25 protein-coding genes and 3 pseudogenes are annotated in these 20958 nt (G+C 63.8%); 14 read left to right on the forward strand and 14 right to left on the reverse strand.

Translation table 11 applies throughout. The features are described from left to right. The 5 genes and pseudogenes from MET2598_RS36080 to MET2598_RS38730 form a co-directional block, all read right to left on the reverse strand. A pseudogene (locus MET2598_RS36080) lies at positions 1 to 594 on the reverse strand (IS481-like element ISMtsp16 family transposase); the annotation flags it as partial. A 64-nt stretch (positions 595 to 658) separates the two neighbouring features. After that, positions 659 to 835, reverse strand: a pseudogene (locus tag MET2598_RS0106825) (IS256 family transposase); the annotation flags it as partial. 284 nt (positions 836 to 1119) lie between these two features. Further along, positions 1120 to 2130, reverse strand: a complete 1011-nt coding sequence (locus MET2598_RS0106830; protein WP_236728671.1) for a hypothetical protein — start codon at positions 2128 to 2130, stop codon at positions 1120 to 1122. Between the two features lie 215 nt (positions 2131 to 2345). Then, a complete protein-coding gene (locus MET2598_RS0106835) occupies positions 2346 to 3458 on the reverse strand; it encodes a PQQ-dependent sugar dehydrogenase (protein WP_018260326.1) in 1113 nt (370 codons plus the stop codon). Positions 3459 to 3698: 240 nt separating this feature from the next. Then, positions 3699 to 4127, reverse strand: coding sequence for a potassium channel family protein (locus MET2598_RS38730; protein ID WP_084673782.1), 429 nt, complete (start codon positions 4125 to 4127; stop codon positions 3699 to 3701). Positions 4128 to 4421: 294 nt separating this feature from the next. Here MET2598_RS38730 and MET2598_RS36085 point away from each other — a divergent pair. After that, positions 4422 to 4717, forward strand: a pseudogene (locus MET2598_RS36085) (recombinase family protein); the annotation flags it as partial. A 681-nt stretch (positions 4718 to 5398) separates the two neighbouring features. On the opposite strand, the gene MET2598_RS0106845 reads toward MET2598_RS36085, so the two are convergent. Together MET2598_RS0106845 and MET2598_RS0106850 are read right to left on the reverse strand one after the other, a co-directional pair. After that, positions 5399 to 5650: a hypothetical protein gene (locus MET2598_RS0106845; protein ID WP_018260328.1), complete on the reverse strand. Its 252-nt coding sequence runs from the start codon at positions 5648 to 5650 to the stop codon at positions 5399 to 5401. A gap of 128 nt (positions 5651 to 5778) precedes the next feature. Beyond that, entirely contained in the window at positions 5779 to 6087 is a 309-nt protein-coding gene (locus MET2598_RS0106850) for an HU family DNA-binding protein (protein WP_012333159.1), read from the reverse strand. A 558-nt stretch (positions 6088 to 6645) separates the two neighbouring features. On the opposite strand from MET2598_RS0106850, the gene MET2598_RS42065 reads away from it, so the two are divergent. Further along, the gene (locus MET2598_RS42065) at positions 6646 to 6975 is read left to right on the forward strand and encodes a hypothetical protein (RefSeq protein ID WP_198293003.1); all 330 of its coding nucleotides are present in this window, start codon (positions 6646 to 6648) and stop codon (positions 6973 to 6975) included. Positions 6976 to 7054: 79 nt separating this feature from the next. Continuing rightward, the gene (locus MET2598_RS0106855; protein WP_012333158.1) at positions 7055 to 7546 is read left to right on the forward strand and encodes a DUF992 domain-containing protein; all 492 of its coding nucleotides are present in this window, start codon (positions 7055 to 7057) and stop codon (positions 7544 to 7546) included. A 70-nt stretch (positions 7547 to 7616) separates the two neighbouring features. Here MET2598_RS0106855 and MET2598_RS0106860 read toward each other — a convergent pair whose 3' ends face one another. The 5 genes from MET2598_RS0106860 to MET2598_RS0106885 form a co-directional block, all read right to left on the reverse strand. After that, positions 7617 to 7892 (reverse strand): hypothetical protein, encoded by a 276-nt coding sequence (locus MET2598_RS0106860; protein WP_018260329.1) that lies wholly within the window; start codon positions 7890 to 7892, stop codon positions 7617 to 7619. Continuing rightward, positions 7892 to 8797: a site-specific integrase gene (locus MET2598_RS0106865; protein ID WP_018260330.1), complete on the reverse strand. Its 906-nt coding sequence runs from the start codon at positions 8795 to 8797 to the stop codon at positions 7892 to 7894. The genes MET2598_RS0106860 and MET2598_RS0106865 overlap by 1 nt, the downstream gene beginning before the upstream one ends. Before the next feature lie 150 nt (positions 8798 to 8947). Then, positions 8948 to 10080 (reverse strand): IS3 family transposase gene (locus MET2598_RS0106870; protein WP_236728644.1). Its coding sequence is split into 2 segments (ribosomal slippage): positions 8948 to 9816 and positions 9816 to 10080, totalling 1134 coding nucleotides; the frame shifts between segments, so codons are not numbered across the junction. Between the two features lie 108 nt (positions 10081 to 10188). Continuing rightward, a complete protein-coding gene (locus tag MET2598_RS0106880; RefSeq protein WP_236728672.1) occupies positions 10189 to 10509 on the reverse strand; it encodes a hypothetical protein in 321 nt (106 codons plus the stop codon). A 25-nt stretch (positions 10510 to 10534) separates the two neighbouring features. Further along, entirely contained in the window at positions 10535 to 10756 is a 222-nt protein-coding gene (locus MET2598_RS0106885) for a hypothetical protein (RefSeq protein WP_012333154.1), read from the reverse strand. Positions 10757 to 11017: 261 nt separating this feature from the next. Between MET2598_RS0106885 and MET2598_RS0106890 the strand changes: the two genes are divergently transcribed. The 8 genes from MET2598_RS0106890 (at position 11018) to MET2598_RS38740 (ending at position 14537) form a co-directional block, all read left to right on the forward strand. After that, positions 11018 to 11653 carry a ParA family protein gene (locus MET2598_RS0106890; RefSeq protein ID WP_012333153.1) on the forward strand — a complete coding sequence of 212 codons (636 nt, stop codon included), beginning with the start codon at positions 11018 to 11020 and terminating at the stop codon, positions 11651 to 11653. Between the two features lie 3 nt (positions 11654 to 11656). Continuing rightward, positions 11657 to 11932 carry a ribbon-helix-helix domain-containing protein gene (locus tag MET2598_RS0106895; RefSeq protein ID WP_012333152.1) on the forward strand — a complete coding sequence of 92 codons (276 nt, stop codon included), beginning with the start codon at positions 11657 to 11659 and terminating at the stop codon, positions 11930 to 11932. Positions 11933 to 12174: 242 nt separating this feature from the next. Continuing rightward, positions 12175 to 12411, forward strand: a complete 237-nt coding sequence (locus MET2598_RS0106900) for a hypothetical protein (protein ID WP_018260331.1) — start codon at positions 12175 to 12177, stop codon at positions 12409 to 12411. Positions 12412 to 12455: 44 nt separating this feature from the next. Further along, the gene (locus MET2598_RS0106905) at positions 12456 to 12770 is read left to right on the forward strand and encodes an SH3 domain-containing protein (RefSeq protein ID WP_012333150.1); all 315 of its coding nucleotides are present in this window, start codon (positions 12456 to 12458) and stop codon (positions 12768 to 12770) included. A 97-nt stretch (positions 12771 to 12867) separates the two neighbouring features. Then, on the forward strand, positions 12868 to 13218 hold the full coding sequence (locus tag MET2598_RS40790; RefSeq protein ID WP_150108676.1) for a hypothetical protein: 351 nt from the start codon (positions 12868 to 12870) through the stop codon (positions 13216 to 13218). Further along, a complete protein-coding gene (locus tag MET2598_RS0106910) occupies positions 13215 to 13484 on the forward strand; it encodes a hypothetical protein (RefSeq protein WP_018260332.1) in 270 nt (89 codons plus the stop codon). Before MET2598_RS40790 ends, MET2598_RS0106910 begins: the two co-directional genes overlap by 4 nt. Before the next feature lie 14 nt (positions 13485 to 13498). Then, positions 13499 to 13735, forward strand: coding sequence for a hypothetical protein (locus tag MET2598_RS0106915; protein WP_018260333.1), 237 nt, complete (start codon positions 13499 to 13501; stop codon positions 13733 to 13735). A 37-nt stretch (positions 13736 to 13772) separates the two neighbouring features. After that, a complete protein-coding gene (locus MET2598_RS38740; protein ID WP_012333146.1) occupies positions 13773 to 14537 on the forward strand; it encodes a CDP-diacylglycerol diphosphatase in 765 nt (254 codons plus the stop codon). 361 nt (positions 14538 to 14898) lie between these two features. Here the strand turns inward: MET2598_RS38740 and MET2598_RS38745 are convergent, their stop codons facing one another. Beyond that, a complete protein-coding gene (locus MET2598_RS38745; protein WP_084673783.1) occupies positions 14899 to 15603 on the reverse strand; it encodes a LuxR C-terminal-related transcriptional regulator in 705 nt (234 codons plus the stop codon). A gap of 536 nt (positions 15604 to 16139) precedes the next feature. Between MET2598_RS38745 and MET2598_RS0106920 the strand changes: the two genes are divergently transcribed. From MET2598_RS0106920 to MET2598_RS38755, 3 genes are all read left to right on the forward strand, one after another. Beyond that, positions 16140 to 16631 carry a MucR family transcriptional regulator gene (locus MET2598_RS0106920; protein WP_012333144.1) on the forward strand — a complete coding sequence of 164 codons (492 nt, stop codon included), beginning with the start codon at positions 16140 to 16142 and terminating at the stop codon, positions 16629 to 16631. 1808 nt (positions 16632 to 18439) lie between these two features. After that, positions 18440 to 18688, forward strand: a complete 249-nt coding sequence (locus tag MET2598_RS0106940) for a hypothetical protein (RefSeq protein WP_236728673.1) — start codon at positions 18440 to 18442, stop codon at positions 18686 to 18688. 418 nt (positions 18689 to 19106) lie between these two features. After that, a complete protein-coding gene (locus MET2598_RS38755) occupies positions 19107 to 19610 on the forward strand; it encodes a DUF2165 family protein (RefSeq protein ID WP_084673785.1) in 504 nt (167 codons plus the stop codon). A gap of 1 nt (position 19611) precedes the next feature. Here MET2598_RS38755 and MET2598_RS0106945 read toward each other — a convergent pair whose 3' ends face one another. Further along, positions 19612 to 20682: an IS630 family transposase gene (locus MET2598_RS0106945; protein ID WP_036270298.1), complete on the reverse strand. Its 1071-nt coding sequence runs from the start codon at positions 20680 to 20682 to the stop codon at positions 19612 to 19614. Positions 20683 to 20958 lie beyond the last annotated feature (276 nt).

Genomic DNA, 20958 nt, shown 5'->3' on the forward strand with positions numbered 1-20958 from the left:
CATGCCATTGTCGGTCAGGACCGTGTGTATCTTGTAGGGAAAGACTGCCACGGCCTTCCTCAGGAAGGCTGATCCTTCCATCTTACCCGCGCTGTCGTGGAACTCGACGTAGGTGAACTTCGAGACGCGGTCGATGGCCAGGAACATGATCAGCTTGCCGTCGGCATGGCGCAGCTCGCAGCTGTCGATATGCACGTAGCCGATGTCGTAGGTCTTGAAGCGTTTGCGTGTCAGCGCCGTCTCGGCTGCCGGGAGGCGGGAGATGCCATGCCGTTGCAGGCATCGATGCAGGGCAGAGCGGCTCAGGCTGGGGATAGTCTCGCGCAGGCAGCCCAGGACATCATCGAGCGGCAGCAGCGTCCGCCGCCGGAACTCGACCACGATCGCCTCCTCGGCCGGCGTCATGACCGTGCTCCTGGGCTTCTTCGGCCCCATCGGCGCATCGGTCGTCACCGCCCGCCTGCGCCATTTGGCGACCGTCTTCGGGTTCAAGCCGTACTGGGCGGCAAGGGCGCGGCTACTTTCTTTCGACGCTTGGAGCTCGGCTCGAACACGCGGCGTCGTTCGGGCGCTGCCGTGAAGAACTCCTGCCATAGTGCATCCTCCACCAAACGCGTCAGCGCCGATGATGCACCATCACACTCCGGGACTGCACACCTAGGCGAGCGCGTCCGTCCGGTAGCCGCAGATCCTGCATGGCAGTGAGGAAGGCCTCAGCCTCCAACTCGACGGCTTGGGCGAGCAGGCGGCGGGCGCCGGCGCGCAGCACCTCCGTCAGGGGATCGTCGATTTCCTCAGGCTGACGAAGGCGGACGATATTGGTAGGGCTGTCCATGGCGTATCGCTCTCGATGAGAGGTCCTGGCAGGCTCGACACCCGCCTCGATACGCCGCCCTCACGCCGAGCGCGTCACCCATTCTCCCGCATAGCTCTTCCATCCCGCAGGAAGACGGTCCCGAGATCGAGGAGACCGAGGGGCAACCGACCAAGCTTGCCAACGCAGCCCCGCCCGGCTCGCACCCGCATTCCTAATCGGGGAGTTCCCGCTTGGAGATCGCTCTTTGTAAAATTGAGGCATCCACACGGGCAAAATTCATCGGAGCATTAGCCAGTCACACCTTACAAGCCTCCTAGTTCCCATTGCACGGCTACCGCAAGCTGGAACTGCGGCGTATCCCGGTTCAGGCCAAATCCAGCAGCTATGCCTAAGATCGCCCGCTGTTCGCGCAAACGATGGCGGACGCCGACCTGCACCAAACTGAAATCCGCGTCGCCGCGGTCCTGCTGTTCGCGTGCGTAGGTCGCCACCAGAGCCGTGTCGCGCGTAACCGCTTGTCCGACAGAGGCGTTCACCAAGTAGCGGTTTGGCCGTTCCCCTTGCTGTGGGTTGAGGCGGCCGGCCCAGCCTAGATTGAGGCTGATACCGAGCGGCAGTTCACCTGGCGCGAGGGTCTTGCCGAACAACACAACAGCCTCAGCGTCGTATGCCACGCGCCCTGGTCCATACAGGGCCCGCACACGGCCAACCAAGCCGATGGTGGGCAGAGCGCCGCTCTCCTTGCTCAACTGGTAGAGGGCGCCAAACCGTGTCGTTCCGCCAAGCGCCGCACGCTCGCTAGTACCTTCTGCGCTCTGCGGGTCCGTCGACACGGTGCCAAGCCTGCGGCGGATGTCGAGATTGCCGTAGGCACCTGTCTGCCCCACTCGGAAATCCAGATCCGGGACGATACCGATGCTGTATTCGCTCTCGGCTCCGAACGTGCTTCGCACCCGTCCTTGAGCCGCGCGCTCGTACGATCCGATGATGGAGAGGTTTGCCTCGCCCGGTGCATTCGCGCGCGGATCGGTGATCTCGAAGGGATCGTCGGCCAATGTGATCGATGCGTCCTGCGCAACAGCAACTCCTGACCAAGACAGCAGGGCGAGGAGCGCAATCACTGTTTTAAGCCACAGGATGTGCGGCATCGCGTACCCCGCTCGAGCGGAGCCGCTACGCTCAAACAAGTTGATCAGTGGGGCGGTCGAGTTCGGCAGGTTGTCTCCCCGATCACCGGTCGGATCATCAAATCGCAGCACCATCCTGCGCGGCGACCCACCATAGCTTAGCCGTTGAACGAGGGAATACCCCATCGAGACACGTCAACTCGGGTCTGCGCGGGGTCCGTGCCGGCCGTTCACCACGCTCGTCGGTGCATATTGACGGCGGCTGGATTGTGAGTGACTGAATGCCAGCGGGGATATTGCCGCTGCGGCATGGGCCAGCCCCTGCGTCTCCACTGGTGAGCGGCTAGCTTAGATACTTCAAATTTCATTCCCTAGAGGAGACCCACCAGTCGGAACTGAGCTCAACCGCCCGGCTTGAAACGTAGGATCCGCCCCTGGTCCTCGTCGGTCAGAAGGTAGAGAAGGCCATCTCGTCCTTGGGCAACGTGCCGGATGCGCGCGTCCATCGCGATGCGCTCCTCCCCGGTGACACGTGCCCCGGCGAGCGTCAGACGGATCAAGGCCTGTGAAGCCAGTCCGGCCAGGAGCAGGTTTCCATACCAGGCCGGAAACGCAGACCCCGTGTAGAACGTCATACCAGAGAACGAGACCGATGGTGTCCAGTGATAAATGGCGTCCGTTAGGTCAGGCCGTGTCGGCGGCCGCGGAATTGCGCGCCCGTCCTTGTGATCACCCCAGCTCACCAGGGGCCAACCGTAGTTGCAGCCCGGCTTGGGAACGTTGATCTCGTCACCGCCCGTCGGTCCGAACTCCCCCGCCCAGAGGACCCCGGTCCCTGGCTGGATGGCGAGGCCCTCGATGTTCCGGTGACCATAAGACCAGATCTCTGGCCGAACTCCTGCACGATGCACGAATGGGTTGTCGGCCGGCACGGTGCCGTCCGGATTAACGCGGATGAGCTTGCCCATGTCGGTCGAGAGATCCTGAGCCGAGTCAGGCTCGTCACGGTCCCCCGTCGAGATGAAGAGCTTGCCGTCTGGCGTGAACGCGAAGCGTGATCCAAAGTGATCCTCGATCGGCGAGGTCGGTTGCTGCCGAAAGATGAGTTCGAAGCCCTCCAACATCATACCGGTCGTGCTGAGCCGCCCACGTCCAGCCACCGTGGCCAATCCGCTTTCACGCGACTCGACATAGCTGAGGTAAACAAGCTGGTTCTCAGAGAAGTCGGGATCGAGTGCCACATCCAGGAACTGGACGTGCGGCTGGGGCGTCCCGGCAATCGGGGGTGAGACTTTGCCGTCAGCCGAGACGATACGCAGGCGCCCCGGCTTTTCGGTGACCAGCATGCGTCCATCCGGCAGGAAGGCGAGGCCCCAGGGATGCTCGAGACCGCCCGCGACGGTCTCGACGATGATCTCGGCCTTCTCTGTTCCGAGGCGCTGTGCCGGCTGACCCGCGACAGGGAGGGAAGCCACCACGAGCGCGGCAATGGCGAGAACGACAGGTCGGATCACAGCCCTACTCCGGCCGGCACCTCACTCGGCAACGCGGCAACTCTGGTGAGGATCAACGAGGTTGGAGTCGGGCGAACTGGTGCCCCGTTCGGTGTTTTGATTGTCCGGTGAGGTATACCCCACCGGACAACCGGAATGTCGAACTATGCTGACGCGCTCTGCTCCTCACCCGCATCTCCGCGCACCATGGTTTGTATGAACGGATCAGATCAAAGCCGCGCCGGTATGAGAGCACATGTCCTACAGCGCAAGTTCATCCATGCGGATCAGGGCGCGCCGAAGGATTTCGAAGATAACAGCCGTGGACCAACCGAAAAGAAGGATACCATTCATGGCAGCAATCGGACCGAGAAGGCGCCACCGCTGAAGTGGCGTGACGTCACCATACCCAAGTGTGGTATAGTTTACGAACGCAAAATAAACTACTTCGGAATCATTTGCAATGACTCCAAATACATTATAGATAATGGCCCAGATCAATATTTCCAATACATGTGCAATTATGAGCACAAACATACTAGGAACCATGATACAAGATAATGCAAAGGCGCCGTAATAGGTCGAATGGGCACGGTTGCGAGCAACTTTAATGAGGGCAGTCATCATAATAGAATGGCAGACTATGTTGCACATGCTACCGAATGTGCCAACTGCCAGTTGAATCAGCATAACCTAGCTCCTTTGAGCAATCATGCATGAGCGCTCATACCACCAATCCTGACTTCTGGCTCGCGACGCCTCGATATGAAGGCCAGCAGCAGCAGTGTGTTGCGGGCGCGCCGCCTCCACTGTTAAGATCTAGCCAAGTATCAGAGCGCCGTACGGAGGGGCTGCGCTGTCCGTATGAGTAGTATACCCCTGCGGACGCTCGGGAGAGGGGTAAAAAATCGTGTCCGTACAGGTTGCTTTCCGTCTACGGACATCTGTCTATACGGGTTCCATCCTTAAGGATGGAATCCGGCCATGTCGCAGACGATCCTCTACACCCGGGTCAGCACCAACGAGCAGACCACCGCGCATCAGGAGAAGCAGGCTGCCGCGGCAGGCTTCCACATCAACGACGTCGTGACTGACGAGGGCGTGTCAGGTGTCAGCACCCGCCTTGCTGACAGACCCGGTGGGCGCCGGCTGTTCGACAATTCGACAAGCCGCGCCGTGGCGACACCCTGGTGGTCCGGTGGGTGGACCGCCTCGGCCGTTACTACGCCGACGTGTGCGAGACCATCCGCGAGTTCATGGGCCGCGGCGTCGCCGTGCGGGCCTGTCGCTTCAGCGTGAGGGCGAGGGCGTGGAGGATCATGGGCCGGCTCCGGAGAGGAGGCGGCAAGCTGGGCGGCTATGGCTAACGACCCGTGAACGGCAGCGCGTTCGTGTTTGCGACAAGCCGGGGGATCGCGAGGACTGCTGGCACCTGGAGGCGAGCTGCGTGGTCGAGGCGCAGGCGCGCGCCTGCTGTGAGAACCTGAACGCCCTGGAGGGGCGCGAGCGGGTTCAAGGTGTGAAGGCGAGGAGCCTGCGGCCCCCTTCTGGAAGGCCGGAAGCGCCCGGTGCCGCGCGCGAAGAGAGCCGCGGGCCGCGCTTCAGGTTGGGGAGGAATGCCGCGGCCCGCGGGTGACGCCTCCCAGTGATGCTGAGGAGCAAGGAGGCGGTCACACCAGAAGCGTGCCCCTGGATGAGCCGGCCGTCTGTCACGCACGCTAAACGGGACTGGACGCGAGTGCGGGCCGGGCCCCGAAGCCCTCATTCAAGCCCGGCCCGCGGCTCGCCGCGAAGGGGATCATGGCGCGGCAAGCGCAGCGAGCAAAGCATAGTCTAGGCCAGTGCGCACGAGGCCCCGCCGGAGGCCGATCAACTGGTCCTCGACTGGCGGCCGGCTTGAGGCCCGGGCGAGACCTTCGGAAGACTGTCCGGAGGCCCCGAAACCGTTTCCATACACGCACTTACGCCCCCGCACCGCCTCGCGCGCGAGGCCGGACGACGGTGTCCGGCGCGGGGCCGGGGGTCAGGGCGGCCCTCACGGCGGCCCGGAGGACGATCTCGCTGTTGTGCTGGAACGCTTTGAACTCGGCACGGCTCAGGTCGAGCCGACAGGCAAGCTCGCGGGCCAGCGCCCTCTCGCGCTCTGCCTGCTCACAGAGGCAGCGGGCCTCTTCGATCGCGCGGACTGCCCGGGCAAGCTGGTCGTCGAGCATGGGCACCTCTGCACGGCAACGCGCAGCGTTCACCCATGTTAACGAAAAGCCGCCCTGATATCATACGGACCGTACAGGGGCTTACGCGCCGCTGGACGTCCTCACACGCGTGAAGGCTGGCCCAACCCTCACTCCGCCGCGCGCAGCTTTTGACTGGGCGTGGGATTCAGCCGCCCATTCATCTCACGCGAGGCCCTGAACGCCACGTCGCGCTTGGCCGGGACCTCGACCGCTTCGCCCGTGCGAGGGTTGCGACTTCGCCGCGCCTCTCTCGCCGTCGTCTTCAACGCCCCGAAGCCGCGCAGCTCGATCTGGTCACCCTCCATCAGGGCCTCGGTGATCCGGTCCAGGATCGCGCGCACGACTGCGTCAGCTTGGCTATAGGGAAGATGCGGGTTCAATTCCGCGACGCGCTGGATGAGCTGCGCTCTGAGCATGCGGGTACGATGGGACCTTCGGACACCTTCAACATAGCATAGGTTAGGGCGCGTTCTCCACGGCTGTGGTCGAGTGACGCCGATCCTTATCGATCCCACTCTCTTTCTGCCCACCCGGCACCCCCATCGCCGTGGCGGGCTTCTTTCGTTTCTATACTGACGCTTATGCAAACGGCTGGCTTCTCCGACACGACGGCGCTCAGCCTGCACAATGTGCAGACGGCCCTGGCCTGAGGAACGTGCAGCGGGCAATCCGTTAGCGTAGGTTGAAACGTGGGCTTTCGTGGCTATAACCGCACCGCTTAAAGTGTCTGAAACCAGACGATCTGGCACAGCCCAGCACGATTATAGTTTCGTTGCCGAGGATATCGTGCTCTGGTGTGAGCGTCTTGAGCTGTACTTCAACCCGCCCGGTCCTGCCGCGGCGGGCTTTTCTTGCGGCGTTGCCGAAGCTACAACACAGCTTAGCTTGGGTCCTAAGTGCTGTTGCGGCGAGCTTTTCTTGGTATGAGCTTGGCGGTGTGAGACCCGTGCGGCGCTCTGTGTCGGAGGACCGCGATGGCCGAGAGCGATGCACGGATCGAAGCGTTGCAGCTGGCGAGGGCAGCGGGCAAGCCTTGGCAAATCATCGATTGCAGCTTCCGCCCTGCGGTGGTCCGCCTGACTCTCTTTCAATGGTCGGTCGCCCGGTCGTTATGCGAGACCATGAACACGAAGGCCGGCTTTGAGCGGTACGCGGTCCGGTACCAGGATGGGGTTGGCCTGAGTTCAGGCTCGCTCATCTCGCGCGGCTCGCGCTTTCCGGAGTGTTGTGTGCGGCTTCGCACCAAAAGCCTGCACGTAACAGATGAAGCAATACGCCCGAAACGAATGGACAGCATTGGTTAACACCAAGCTCGAGCATCAAACGCTCTGGCAATCTTCGAGAGCTGCCCACCAGGGGTTAGCAAGCCCAAGGTTTCGCTCCATGCGCTCCATTGCTATCGCTCTTGCTGCCGGTGCTCTCGCGGCCGGCGCTGCCTACGCCCACAGCTCCCTGTCGAGCGCAGCTCTTCAGCAAGCCGGCACCCTGACCTGCACCACCCAGCCGAACGTGACGCTTGTCTTCGGCCGGACGCCCGTGGCCGAGTGCACGTTCGTGGCGGACCGGGGCGGCTTCAAGCAGACCTACATGGCAATGTTTTCTCCCGTGCGTCGCAAAGGGGACCTCTCGACGGCCGAGACGATGACGTGGCGAGTGATGACGAAGGATGGTTACAGCCGCCCGAGCATGCTCACCGGTGCATTCGCTGCCCAGGCGGACCGGCCTGAGATCATCTCATCGGGGGAGAGCACCAGCCTGAAGAGAGGCCCCATCAGCCTGAAGCTTGTCAGTCATTCTGGCCAGCGGGTGATCAACTTCGCGCTCAACAACCCGCAGGTGGCCTTCGCAGCTTCGACCGAGAGCCTGACGCGCTGAGCTCTCGCGGGATGGAGGACGGCCGAGCAGGTGTTCAGGGCGTGGTACCCTGATGGATCCATGAGGCGCCTCAGCCCGCGATCCTCTCGTTCGCGAACCGGGCTCGCGCGGCGCCATCGGCTTGCAATCCGTGCTCGTTGCACCAGGCGGCGAACTCATCGGGCTCAATGAGGATGCGGACCATGGTCACGCCGCTGCGCGTCACCTCGCCCTCCACCTGCTCCGCCGAGATCCGCCAAGCTTCGTAGCTGGTGGGTAGCCGGTCTGCGTCCTGCATGAAGGCTCGCATCCGGGCGTAATCCTCGGGCCGGTACCAAGCCATGCCGACGCGGCGTGGACGCTTCATCACAGAAACTCCGCCCCCGAGTGCCCCTTGAAGGCATTGGCTCGCCGGATGGAGCCCACCACCGTCCGCGGGTCCCGATGGCCGCTCTGATCCATGATCCGGGCCATGCCGGCCCCGTGCTCCGCGGCCGTGGTGATGTAGCCGGCCCGCAGGCTGTGCGCTCCGAAGGACGAGGCGTCGAGCCCTGCGGCCGTGGCGTACCGCTTCACGATCGCGGCCACTGACTGCGTCGTCAGCCGTTCCTCGCCCCGCACCCGGCCCGAGCGCGAGACTGGTCGAAACACCGGCCCGGAGGTGATGCCGGCCGCCCCCAGCCAGTCGCGGACGAGGGCGACCGGCCGCACGAACCGGCCGTGCGGGATCGCCTTCTCGAACCCCGCGCCCTCCTGGTCCGTCTTCGACCGCCGCACCAGCACCCGCAGGCCCTCCGGGTGCTCCTGCAGGTCCTCGGCGTCGAGGGCGACCAGCTCGGACCGCCGGAACGCGCCCGCGAAGCCGAGCGCGAGCAGCGCGCGATCGCGCTTCCCAGCGAGCGTCTGCGGCACGTGCACGAGCATGGCCGAGACCACGTCGACGGTGGCGGCGGCCTTGCGGGCCGGGGCCGTCCCTATCTTGCGCCGGATCCCCTTCACGGCCGCGCGCACGGCCTCGTCCTCGGTCGGGTCGGGCGCCTTGGCGAGCTTGTGTGCGTACGAGATTGCGGCGCAGCGCCGGCCGATCGTGGAGGCGGCCTTGCCGGCCTCGGCCTCGGCGACCAGGAAGGCCGCGACCGCCCCCGGGTTCGCCGGGAGGGCGCAGAGGCCGTAGCGGGTGCACCACGCCTCGAAGGCGGCGGCGTCGGCCCGGTAGGCGCGCACGGTCGCGTCCGCCTTGCTGGCGCGCTGGTAGACCTGGACCAGGGCCACGGACTCGGCCGGCAGGGCGCCCTCATCCGGGATGTGCGCTACCGTGGCGCGCTGCGGCGCCGGCAGGGCGAGGCGGTCGGGGATGGTCAGAGGTGGCTCGGTTTGTCTGAACAGCGACGTGGGCTTGGATAAGTGGATATCCTGCCGGGTTCAGGCGGCCGCGGGATGCGGCCGCCTGTCGAAGTAGGCTTGGTCGGGGGTGCGCCGGTCAAGGCTCGAATGGGGCCTTCGTCCGTTGTAGAAGACGAGGTACCGACCGATCGAAGCGCGCGCCGTGCTGACGGTGTCGTAAGCCCGCAAGTAGATCTCCTCGTACTTGACCGACCGCCACAGCCGTTCGACGAAGACGTTGTCGCGCCACGCGCCTCTGCCGTCCATGCTGATGGCGATCCCCGCCTCCCGCAACACGCGGGTGAAGGCGTGGCTGGTGAACTGCGAGCCCTGGTCCGTATTGAAGATCTCTGGCCTGCCGTGCCGGGCGAGCGCTTCCTCCAAAGCTTCGACGCAGACGTCGGCCTCCATGGTGATCGACAGCCGCCAGGACAGGACCCGGCGGCTGTACCAATCAATCACGGCCGCCAAGTAGACGAACCCACGCGCCATCGGAACGTAGGTGATGTCCATGGCCCAGATTTGATTGGGTCGGTCGATCGTCAACCCGCGCAAGAGATACGGGTAGACCTTGTGCCCCGGCGCAGGCTTCGAGGTGCTCGGCTTGCGGTAGAGTGCGTCGATGCTCAGGCGCTTCATCAGCGTCGCGACATGACAGCGGCCGATCGCGATGCCCTCTTTGTTCAGAAGGTCGCGCAGCATCCGGCTTCCCGCGAAGGGAAGTTCGAGATGCAACTCGTCCATCCGCCGCATCACGCCGAGATCGGCAGCCGGGACTGGGCGCGACAGGTAGTAGACGCTGCCCCGGCTGATCCCGAGCGCCTTGGCCTGTTTGGCGATCGGGAGATCATGCCCGCGATCGATCATCGCTTTGCGCTCAGCAGACCGGCTTTGCCGAGCGCGCCGGACAAAAAATCGTTGGTCAGCGTCAACTCGCCGATCTTGGCGTGCAGCGTCTTCACGTCGATGGCCGGTGTGCTCTCCGACCGGGACGCGGCTCCGAACACCCCGGCAGCCCCTTCGAGAAGCTGGGCCTTCCAAGCCGTGATCTGGTTGGGGTGGACATCGAACTGCTGGGCCAGTTCGGCCAGCGTCTTCTCACCCCGCAGGGCGGCCAGAGCCACCTTGGCCTTGAAGGCCGGGGCGTGGTTCCGGCGCTGTCGCTTGCTCATCGTCGCTCCTGATCCGCGGCCATCCTGGCCGCCGTCAGGCAGAAACTCCACTCAGCCCCGCTGTGCAGATCCTCCGAGCCACCTCTGTCGGCATCGCGCGTCGGCCTCCTACAGCAGCCCGTCGGCGATCAGGGTGAGGGTGTCGAGGCGGCGCACCGATCCGGCGTCGTCCGCGATGACCGCGAGCGCCTTCGGGTCGGACGGGATCATCAGCCGGAGTTGCGCGCGCACGGCGCCCAGGAACCGGTCGCTGCCGCCCTCACCCGCGAGCACGAGGGCCTGCGCCCGAATGCCCGCGAGGTAGCACGCGACGCCCTCGGCGACGTCGGGGTGCGGGTCCATTTGGTTCTGCACGGCGAGTTGGACCGCCCGCTCCACGGAGTGGTGCACGGGGCCGAGAGGCGAGGCGAAAGGGTCGGGAGGTATCACGGCGGAGCTCCCTTGGAGCGCGAGGTCAGCGGCCGGTGCGGCCGGCCTGCTCGGCGAGGTCCCGGTCCCAGCCGAAGGGTGGGGTGACGCCGCGCAGCCGCATCTTGTCGCGCACGCAGGCGAGCACCTTCTGCCAGTGCTCGGCGGGCGCCATGGCCAGCGACCCGAAGCCGAGGTTGCGCGCGACCTCCTGGGCGGCGGCGAGCCACTCGCCGGAGTGGTAAGGGTCGGGGGTCGGATCGGCCATGCTGAAACCATCGAGAAGAACGGTTATCGAAAATTATGAGGACTCAGATGAGCCAGCAAGCGGTTCTGATAGCAAGACGTCTCGTTATCTACATGGCGAGATGGTGAGCCGTCCAGCCGGCTTGCCGCTCCTCCGTCTTGAACGCGAAGCCGCACGACGGCTAGGCTTCAAGCCGTCCTGGTGGCGAGCCGCAGAGACCGCGTGTTACCCAGCCGTCTCTCATGCTCGACGTCCTGACCTCGACACCGCGAGACGGCTTCCGTGCAAACCATCACGATAGCGGCCCGCAAGGGCGGTGTCGGCAAGGCGACCCTGGCGACGCACCTCAGCGTGATCGCGGCCGAGGGCGAGAAGCCGGTGCTGCTGTTCGACGCCGACCCCCAGCAATCCCTGGCTTGGTGGTGGCAGCTCCGGCCGGGCGACACACCCGCCCTCGTGGAGTGCGACGCGCGGGAGTTGCCGCGGATCCTGCCGGCCGCCCGGGACGAGGGCGTGGCGTTCGCGATAGTCGACACGCCGCCCCACGCGGAGAATTCAATCGCCGACGCGATGCGCGTCGCTGACCTCGTGCTGGTCCCAACCCGACCAGGGCGGTTCGACCTCGCGGCCGTGGCGACCACCTTGGAATTCGCACAACGGGTCGGGAAGCAGCCGCTCGCCGTCATCAATCACGCGCCACCGCGCACCGGGGCGGCCGAACCTGCGATCGTGGCGGAGGCGCGGGAGACGCTGACCAAGATGGGGGCGACCGTCGCCGAGGCCGTGGTCTCCCAGCGGGTCGCGATGAGCCGCGCCGTGATCGGCGGGCAGACCGTGAACGAGTACGAGCCGGAGGGCAGGGCCGCGGCCGAGATGCTTGCCCTCTGGCGCGAAGTGAAGAGCCGGTTGGAGGGGTAGGACATGGCGAACGAACGACCGAAGCTCACCAGCCTGTCGGACCGGCTGTCCCGCAAGGTCGGTCCTGCGGAGGCGCCCGCACCGGCAGAGGAGACCAAGGCCGAGACCGGGGGAGCCCCGATGGGCAGGAAGGTGTCAGATGGACGGGTGCAGATCATCGTCCGCATGACCACGGCCGAGCGGAAAGCGCTCCGGCAGATCGCCCTTGACCAGGATACGACCGCCCAGGCGCTCGCGGAGGAGGCGATCCGTGACGTTCTGCGCCGTCACGGACACTGATAAGCGGACGGGGAGACGGCTTGATGGCAGGCCGCCTTTCCGTCTCGGTGCCTTGGTGTCAAACTAGCTTGAGGGCTGGAAATCTCGCTCTGACGCCGTCTCAATGATAAGCCGCCAAGCTTTCAGGACTGCTCGCTAGGCTGGAGTACGGCGCTTGCGATTTCGCCTTTGAAAGGATGGTGCTCGCGACGAGCATTCATAGTGGAGCTCTGACCCAGGGAGCAAAGCGAGGAGAGCGCACCATGCGCCAGCTCGGCGCCATCATTCTCCACGTGGAGCCGTCCACATCCTCGGCGCCGGCTCGCCTGTCCGTTGCCGTCGCGGACACATCGGAACCGGACGGAAAGGTCGTCTACCTAACCGCGAAATGCGTGACGCTCGACGAACTGGAGGGGCAGATCAACGGGCTGCAGGATGAGCTGGCCGTGTTGCGGGCTGAGGCTCGGCGCATCTTCTCGGAGCAGAGCGGCCACGCATGAGGGACGCTGCTGAACAGTGACACGGTGATTGGAGGGCGGAACGAATGAAAGCCTCTTTGAAGGCGCTGGTCGCAGTAAGCGCCCTCATTGCGCCTGAGATGGCACACGCTCAGCAGACCCTGCGTGTGATAGACACCGCACCCAACGACGTCCTGAACGTGCGCGAGTACCCGACGGCAGAAGCCAGGATCGTTGGCGTGATACCGCCCAACGGCCGCGGCATCGTCCCCACGGGCGAGGTGAACGGGAACTGGATCTTCGTGCGCTACAGGAAGGTCGAAGGTTGGGTGTCGCGCCGCTTCGTCTACCCTGAAGCCCCACCAGTCCGGCGCGGCCGAGCGTTAGACGAGGATGAGTAACCATCCGGCCTGTAGTTCATCTCCGAGAATGGCGGCGGCACCGGGATCCGGTTCCGCAATCGTGAGGATGACACTCGCAACGAGCACTGAGGCGCTGATGAGCGGCCGCCGCGATAAGACTCAGGGCACCCCAGGCGAGCCGATGGAGCCCGAAACTCTTGAAGAATTCGTCCTCTTAGGGCGTGGGCTCGCGGCACAGGTGGCGGAGGATACCTTTCACAGGATCACGGCTGCCCCTGATTGGTCGATCGCCGGTGTCGAGGCGAAAGCCGATGCTGCGCTGAGCCGGATAGATCTTTCCGCGCGGGATATGATCAGGGCACGAGGTGCTGACCCCGACGGTGAGCACTGGAGCGAACTCTGGAGCGCGATGGAGCGCGGGTATCGAGAAAAGATGATCGAGCTGACGCGAGCCGCAGGACCGAGAAGCGGAGGCAGCCTGCAATGACGGACGGACAGCCCCCGCCAGAGCGCCTCGCCGAGGTCTCCCGGCTCGCGAACCAGCTCGCCGAGCGCGTGCTGAGCGACCACATGGCCGAACGGCCCATTCCGGATGGGCACATTCACGCTTTGGCCAAAGCCAGCCAGCTCCTGGCTGAGTACGGCCAAGAGGTGTCTTCGCTGCTGGCTCCCATCATGGATCAGATCCGAGCCAGAACGGCCGGCGAGGGTGAAGCGCGCGAGCGTGCAGACGGCACTCAGGACGAGCAATGAACGGAGACTGCACCATGCGCCAGCTCGGGACTGTCACTCTCTACGTTGAGCCTGCCACGACGACGATGCCAGCTCGTGTGTCCGTTGCCGTCGCCGGCACTTCAGGACCGAACGAAGAGGTTGTCTGCCTGACCGCAGAGTGCGTAACGCTCGACGAGCTGGAGGGGCAGATCAACGGGCTGCAGGATGAGCTGGACGTGTTGCGGGCTGAGGCCCGGCGCATCTTCTCGGAGCAGAGCGGCCACGCATGAACCACGCTGACCGTCTTAGATCCGAGAGCCGCCCCAAGTGAAACCTGCACATTCGCTTCAGGCCGCCCTGCTCGCGGTCGCGCTGATAACGGCGGGAGTAGGCGCGGCGGCCGGTGCTCCGCGTGACGTTCTCTGGGTTGCCCTGCAGGGCTGCATCCTTGCCAAGAAGACCACGGGCGGAGCGTTCCCCTGCCTCTCTGTCGATCTCGGCGATGGAGCCCGGCCCGGGACGGCGGTTCTGCGTGCGCCCGGCCAGCGCACTCACCTCGTCGTTATGCCGACTGCGAGTGTCGTTGGCCTCGAGGCACCTGAGCTGCAAACCTCTACGGGCAACGCCTACTGGCGAGCTGCGCTGACGGCTCGCAGTACCGTGACTGAGGTCCTCAAGGGTGAGCTGCCGATCGACGACGTTGGTCTGGCCGTGAACTCGACAAGCGGACGCAGTCAGGATCAGCTCCACATCCACGTGGATTGCCTCAAGCCGAGCATACAGGTAGCGCTTCAACGGTATGCTCAGGGCATTCGAAGAGCCTGGACGCGCCTTCCGATGATAGTTCAAGGAAGCCCTTTGTATGCCATGAGGGTTGAGGCCCCGGATGTGCAAATCTTCAACCCTTTTGCAGAGCTTACAAAGCTGCCAGGGAGTTCAGGTTCTCTCAGTGATGTGACCTTCGCTGCTGTGAGTGCAACGAATGGCGTACGAGGTGATTTATACCTCCTAGCTTACCGCCAGAAATATAGCGCCGCGGAAAAGGTACTAGATCACAGCTGTTCATTGACGAAGAGAACGGCAATGCAATGAGACCGAAATCACATTGTCGAAGGCGAGGCAGGTACTGGCTGAGTACAGGCAGGAGGTGCCGCCGCTCCTCGCTTCCATGATGGATCAGACACGCCCTAGCACTGCGGGCACATCGCGCGGCGGGCGGGATGCGACAGGGCCGTCAGGAACGGCTGGAGCCAGCGGGACAGGTCTCCATGCCAGTCGCCTGCTGCCATCGCGACCATCCGCGCTGGACCATCCCACCAGGCAAACCCTCCGCTCCGGCCGCTCGTTCCTTCAACCTGCCAAAGTAGTGCTAGAGCGACCGTCCAGGCTGACGGTGAGCTAAAAGGCGGCGAAGGCGGGGCTTCAGCGGTTCTCGCCTCTCAGGAACCAACGCTCACCCAAATATGTGAGACCATGGCCTTGCGCGTACATTCTGCACTTTATCAAGAGCGATGCGACCGCCGGCTGTTTTCATCGCCTGCGGCGCCGAGCCGAGCAGCTTTGCGGCCACGGTTGCCGCTTCAGTTCGGTTGCGCGCCCCGAGTGCCCGCAGGAGTGCAGTCGTATGAATTTTCGCCGTCCCTTCGGCAATCTGGAGAATTCTAGAAATTTCCTTGTTTGACATTCCTTGAGCTAGCAAATACAAGATCTCACGTTGACGAGCTGTGATTTTTAGGCGCTCCATTGGTGAGATTTCAAGAGCTAAAATTTCATTATTGCCGCCGTCATCATCAGCAACCCAGCGAGGGACATAAATACGACCTGAAAGCAGGTCCTTAATGGCTGCGAATAAATCTGCTTCGGGATCCATCTTGCAAATGAAGCCGTGAAATCCTGTTGAGATAGCCTCAATCACATCGGAACGGGCGCGTGACTGCGACATCAAAGCGAAGCGGGTATTGGGACTTGCTGTTCGCACCTCCTTCATGAACAGGGCGCATTCGCGATCGAATATTCCGGCGTCTAATAGAACAAGATCAAATCCCGCTCGATCATCAACATTCTTGATCGACGGAACATCAAATATGGTGGCCGCCTCAATCTTGATTGGAATAAGGGTGCGAAGTCCGGACCTATAAACGCTGTGCTCGTCGATCATCAATATCTTTGGCACGGCTTGTTTTCCTTAACTTTGATGCCAAGCCGAGGCGCAGCGGTTGGATGGGCAGGAGTGTGCTTCCGGCCAATCACACGTGCGATCGCGCAACGGGCCATCAACTTCCAACAATCTTGACCGTTCCTAGGCCTACGTAGTCTCTGCCGAACGTGAACCGCCCCGCAGTCGCCACGGCCTGTCATCCCGACTGAGCGCCTCTCGGCCGACCTGCCGTTTCCTGAGATCGCCGTGCATCCCCGCCGCGCCGCCCGCGGCCTGAGGAGCATTGGCATCGTGCGGCCCCTCCCTCGTGGTTGGGCGGAAGGTGCCGCCGACGCCTCTCCGCCCGGCTTGCGACCGTGCTCCCGAGGAGGAAACAGGGCCTCAAGCTCTGCCCCTTTCTGCCGCCCCACATCAGCACTGTACTTAGTGGGCACGGCGCCGATGCAGGCGAGAATTTTGCGCTGACCTGTCAGGCAAGTTGACAGGCAGACGATTAAGTATCACTCTGTCCGAGTTTTCTCGCATAGGAACACTTGATGAGTGAAGAAGCCGCCCCTGGCCATATCGAGCTGGTCAGCGACATCGTCTCGTCCTTCGTGTCGCACAACAACGTCCGACCTGCTGACCTGCCGGACCTGATCAAGAGCATCCATGGGACACTGAGCAGCTTTGGGAAGCCGGCGGAGCCGGAGCCGGTGAAGCTCACGCCATTGATGCCGATCAAGAAGACCATCACCCCGGACGCGATCATCAGCTTGGAGGACGGGCGGCCTTACAAGTCGCTCAAGCGGCACCTGACGGGGCGGGGACTCACGCCTCAGCAGTACCGGGAGAAGTGGGGCCTGCCGCCGAACTACCCGATGGTGGCGGCGAGCTACGCGGCCTCACGTTCCGAGTTGGCCAAGCAGATCGGCCTTGGGCAGAGCCGCAAGCCCGCGGCCGAGAAGCGGGCGGCCTCCGATGCCAAGGTGAGCGCCCGCGCCGAGCCGAAGAAGGGGCGTGGGCGGCCGAGGAAGGCTGATAGCTGAGGGAGCGAGGCGGCCGGACAACGTCCCGGATCGACAGCGACATCGAGAGGGCCTCGCTCTGCAGCGGAGCCCCTCGTGTCAGAGCATCGCGAACAGGTCGAGCTGCGCCGTGCCCTGGGACCGCCGCGACCGCGCACGCCTCTTCGGCAGAACGTATCCCGGGAGCGCCTGGCCCGGCCGACCATGCAGCACAGCGCCGACCACGTGGGGGCCGTCGCTTTGGCGCAGCACATCCAGGACGTGCGGACCTGCCCGCAGAACCTCCTGCTGCAGCCGCTCGCCAGTAGGCAGGCGCGCCAGGGCCACCAGCAGGCAGGGTAGGCCGAGCGAGGCGATCTGGAGGGCAGGGAACTCGATCGCGCGCGTGCTCCAGAGCTGGTGCGCAGCGCCGGCCGTCGTGGTGGCGAAGGGATTGCTGCCGAAGCCGGTGGCCTCGTCGAGGATAAAGGCCGCGAGCTGGTCGCGGTCGGCGATGTGGTGCGCGGACAGCAGCGCTGTGGCGAGCTCTATCTGTCTGGCTCGACGCGCCCACCTTCAACTCGTTTAAGGCGATGGTCGCACTCAAAGGCACGACGGTGCAGGAATACGTCGAGACCATGATCGGCCGGGAGTTCGAGAAGCACAATTGGCCGAACCCCACGAAGTAAATTTGTGGACCGGTCCCCCGGTCCGCTCAACGGTGAGGTGGGCTCCGCTGGAGAGTGGACTTTGCAACGAAGTGGATCAGTATGCGTGCCCTGATCTCCATCCTAGTGCACAGACACTGACGAACGCACCACGCGCTCATTTGCTAAACGTCTGCAAACGCCCGAGAAATCGCGCTGAGCTTTGTACGTTTTGAAGGCGTCAGTGCACTAGCCGGTGTCATCATCACTCCGGCGGTCGGGGCTGAACTCCACGTCGGCGTTTGGGCGTCGAGTCCGAAGACGTGCAAGGCCGACCCCAGGAAAACTGAGGACGCGGCCTTCGTCATCGCTCGTGATGCGAGCTTTGGGAGCTCGTGGCAGTGCGAAATTCGGCGCACCGCCCGAACGGGGGAGGGGGCAGTTCGCGCGACCCTGGCGTGCGCGAACGAGGGGAGGGAGGCAACGCGGCGGGTCGTCTGGCGTGTCCTCGACAATCGCCTGCACCAGTTGGAGCGCGGCAAGGCCAAAATTTTCATCAGGTGCGGGCCTTATGACTACCGCGGAAATCCGCGTGGCTGACGACCATTGTCGGAGCTCGCCAAGGTACCCGTCCGAGGACGAGGCGGTGCGTGCGGCCGTGAAGGGGATCCGGCGCAGGATCGGCACCGCCCCGACCCGAAAGGCGGTGGCCACGGTGGACGTGGCCTCGGCGATGCTGATGCACGTGCCGCAGACGCTCACCGGCAAGCGCGATCGCGCGCTGCTGGCGGTCGGCTTCGCGGGCGCGTTCCGGCGATCCGAGCTGGTCGCCCTCGATGTCGAGGACCTGCAGGAGCACACGGAGGGGCTGCGGGTGCTGGTGCGGCGAAGACGGACCAGGAGGGCGCGGGGTTCGAGAAGGCGATCCCGCACGGCCGGTTCGTGCGGTCGGTCGCCCTCGTCCGCGACTGGCTGGAGGCGGCCGGTATCACCTCCGGGCCGGTGTTCCGGCCGGTGTCGCGCTCGGGCCGGGTGCGGGGTGAAGAGCGCCTGACCACGCAGTCCGTAGTGGCCATCCCCCGGCAGTACTTTAGCACCATGTTGCTCCGCTCTGTTCAGCTGCCGGGCCGCCGTGACTCATTCCACGGGCGTCCCTCAAACGGGTGATGCTCCCGCGGCTCCTCCCTGGAACAATAAGATTGTGTGCAATCGGTCCTGGAAAATATGATCACTCAAACGCCACCGGTCATTTCGGCCCTCAGTTTTCTGCTCGGGTGCGCGCTGCTCAGAGCTTTCAGACGGCATGCGCAAGGCATCACGCCGTTGCTCACATTCGTGGCGGTCCTGCTAGCAGCCACGCTGCTGGTGGTCGCGATCGTCCGCGCCGAGCTTCTTCTACACGACCGCACAGACGCGGTTGAGCCTGAAATCTCAATCGAGAGCGCATTGTAATCTGATCCGGCCAGCAACTCTCAAGATGCGCTTCCGCTAAGCCCTGCTCATCGCTGTACTGGTTGGCGAGGCGTGGTGGTCGCTTAGGGTTTAAGGGTGGCCGACAGTCAACAAGAGGCAGATATTTATATAATTGTCCTTGCTCTCACGGCGTTGGCAGTCCTGCTTCTCCTTCTCGGGCGGCATGTCGCACGAGGAATGCAGCGCTAGCTCAGCCGTGAGGACTGTGGGCACCTTCAACGCACCCGATTGAGCAGTGGCGGTCTGTGTTCTTCTAAAGAGAATCTTATGTTGCTCCGGAGTTTGCTACCGACCTACTACACTGCTCCCTAGGTGGTGTGAGAGCGTCCCGGCTGGTGTCTCGCCGCTCGGAGTGGCGCGCCGAAAATTCGAAAGCAGGGGCTTGGGAGCCAATGTGATGATCATTGTTCGTCTATCCAAAGCATTGACAGTTGCGGCCATCGCACTGCTTTTTAGCCTTGTCGCGTTTGGTAATATCACAGATTACGGCACGAACTTGCCTTTCGTACAGCATGTACTGATGATGGACACAACATTTCCGGCCGCGAGCATCCGCTATCGCGCTATCAATGTTGAAGCCCTGCACCATGCAGCTTATTTGATTATTATCTCAACTGAGGTGATCTCTGCTGCACTGTGCTGGGTTGGGGCTGTTCAACTTTTTAAACATCTTAAAAGTGATGCGATTACATTCGGTCGAGCCAAAAACAGCGCCGTTGCTGGATTAACAATTGGTTACTTACTCTGGCAGGTTGGGCTGATTATTGTTGGAGGTGAGTGGTTCGGTATGTGGATGTCACATGAATGGAATGGTATCGACAGCGCATTCCGGTTCCTAGTCATGACCTTAGGCGCGCTGATCTACATCAGCTTACCAGATGCAGACAGGCTAGTGCAGTGACTCATTCGGATGGTGCAGCGGTGCCGTTGACGGCGTCGAGGATGGCGGCGGCCGGCTTGGTCCAGACGAAGGGCTTGGGCCTGTGATTGTGCTCGGCGATGGAGCGATTGATCGCGGCCTGAAGGTCCACGATCCCGCTGAAGCTGCCACGCTTTAGCCTGCGCCGGGTCAGGGCCGAGAAGAAGCCTTCGACCGCGTTCATCCACGAGGCCGAGGTCGGAGTGAAGTGGAAGGTCCAGCGCGGATGCCGGGCCAGCCAAGCCCGCACCTTCGGGTGCTTGTGGGTGGCATAGTTGTCCAGGATCACGTGGGTTACCTTGCCGGCCGGCACCTCGGCTTCGATGGTGTTGAGGAAGCGCAGGAACTCGTCGTGGCGGTGACGCTGCATGCAGCGGCCGATCACGGTGCCGTCCAGCACGTTGAGCGCCGCAAACAGCGCCGTAGTGCCGTGCCGGACGTAGTCGTGGGTCTGGGTCTCGGGGCGGCCCGGCCTCACGCCTCGGCTCGGGCGGGTGCGCTCCAGGGCCTGGATCTGGCTCTTCTCGTCCAGCGACAGCACCACAGCGTGGCGCGGTGGATCCATGTAGAGGCCCACGATGTCCTCGACCTTCGCGGCGAAGGCAGGATCGTTCGAGCGCTTGAAGCTGCGCACGCGATGCGGCTGCAGGCGGTGCGCGTCCCAGATGCGCTGGACGGAGCGCAACGAGATCCCGACGGCGTCCGCCACGGCCCGACCTGTCCAATGGGTGACCTCGCCGGGCGGCTCGGAGCAGGTGAGGGCGAGCACCCCGGCCACGGTGTCGGCGGAATGGGGCGGCTTGCCGGGCGGGCGGGTCTTGTCGCGCAGCAGACCCTCGACGCCTTCTTCGGCGTAGCGCTGCTGCCAGCGCCAGACGGCGGGCCGGCCGACGCCCGCCTGCCGGGCGACGTCCAGGACGGGGAGGCGCTCGGCCGAGAGCAGGACGATACGGGCGCGCTGGATGTGCTTGAGGGGCCGCGCCCGATCGGTGACGATGGCGGACAGGCGCGTTAGGTCGGTGGCACTCGGGATCACACAGACAGTCTGAGCCATGCCGCAGACTCGCACGGCTCACGCCTCCGGTGAATCCTCTGAATGCGTCATTGCACTAGAATGAAGTCAGCACCTTCGGCGTGTGCCCTGGCGCACGTCGGGCCATTTACGGATTTCTACCTCGATCGGCACACCCTGGTTGTTCCTCCCGAGGGGGCGTGCATGGCGCAGATCCGCATCCTCGACCCGCTGACTGGCCGTGTCGTCTTGGTCCACCTACCGTTGCCTGCGGTTACGCATCCGGCTCCACGCCCTGCCGCAGCCGTTCGATAGCCG

This window comes from Methylobacterium sp. WSM2598, assembly GCF_000379105.1.
In the GTDB taxonomy this organism is placed as follows: domain Bacteria; phylum Pseudomonadota; class Alphaproteobacteria; order Rhizobiales; family Beijerinckiaceae; genus Methylobacterium.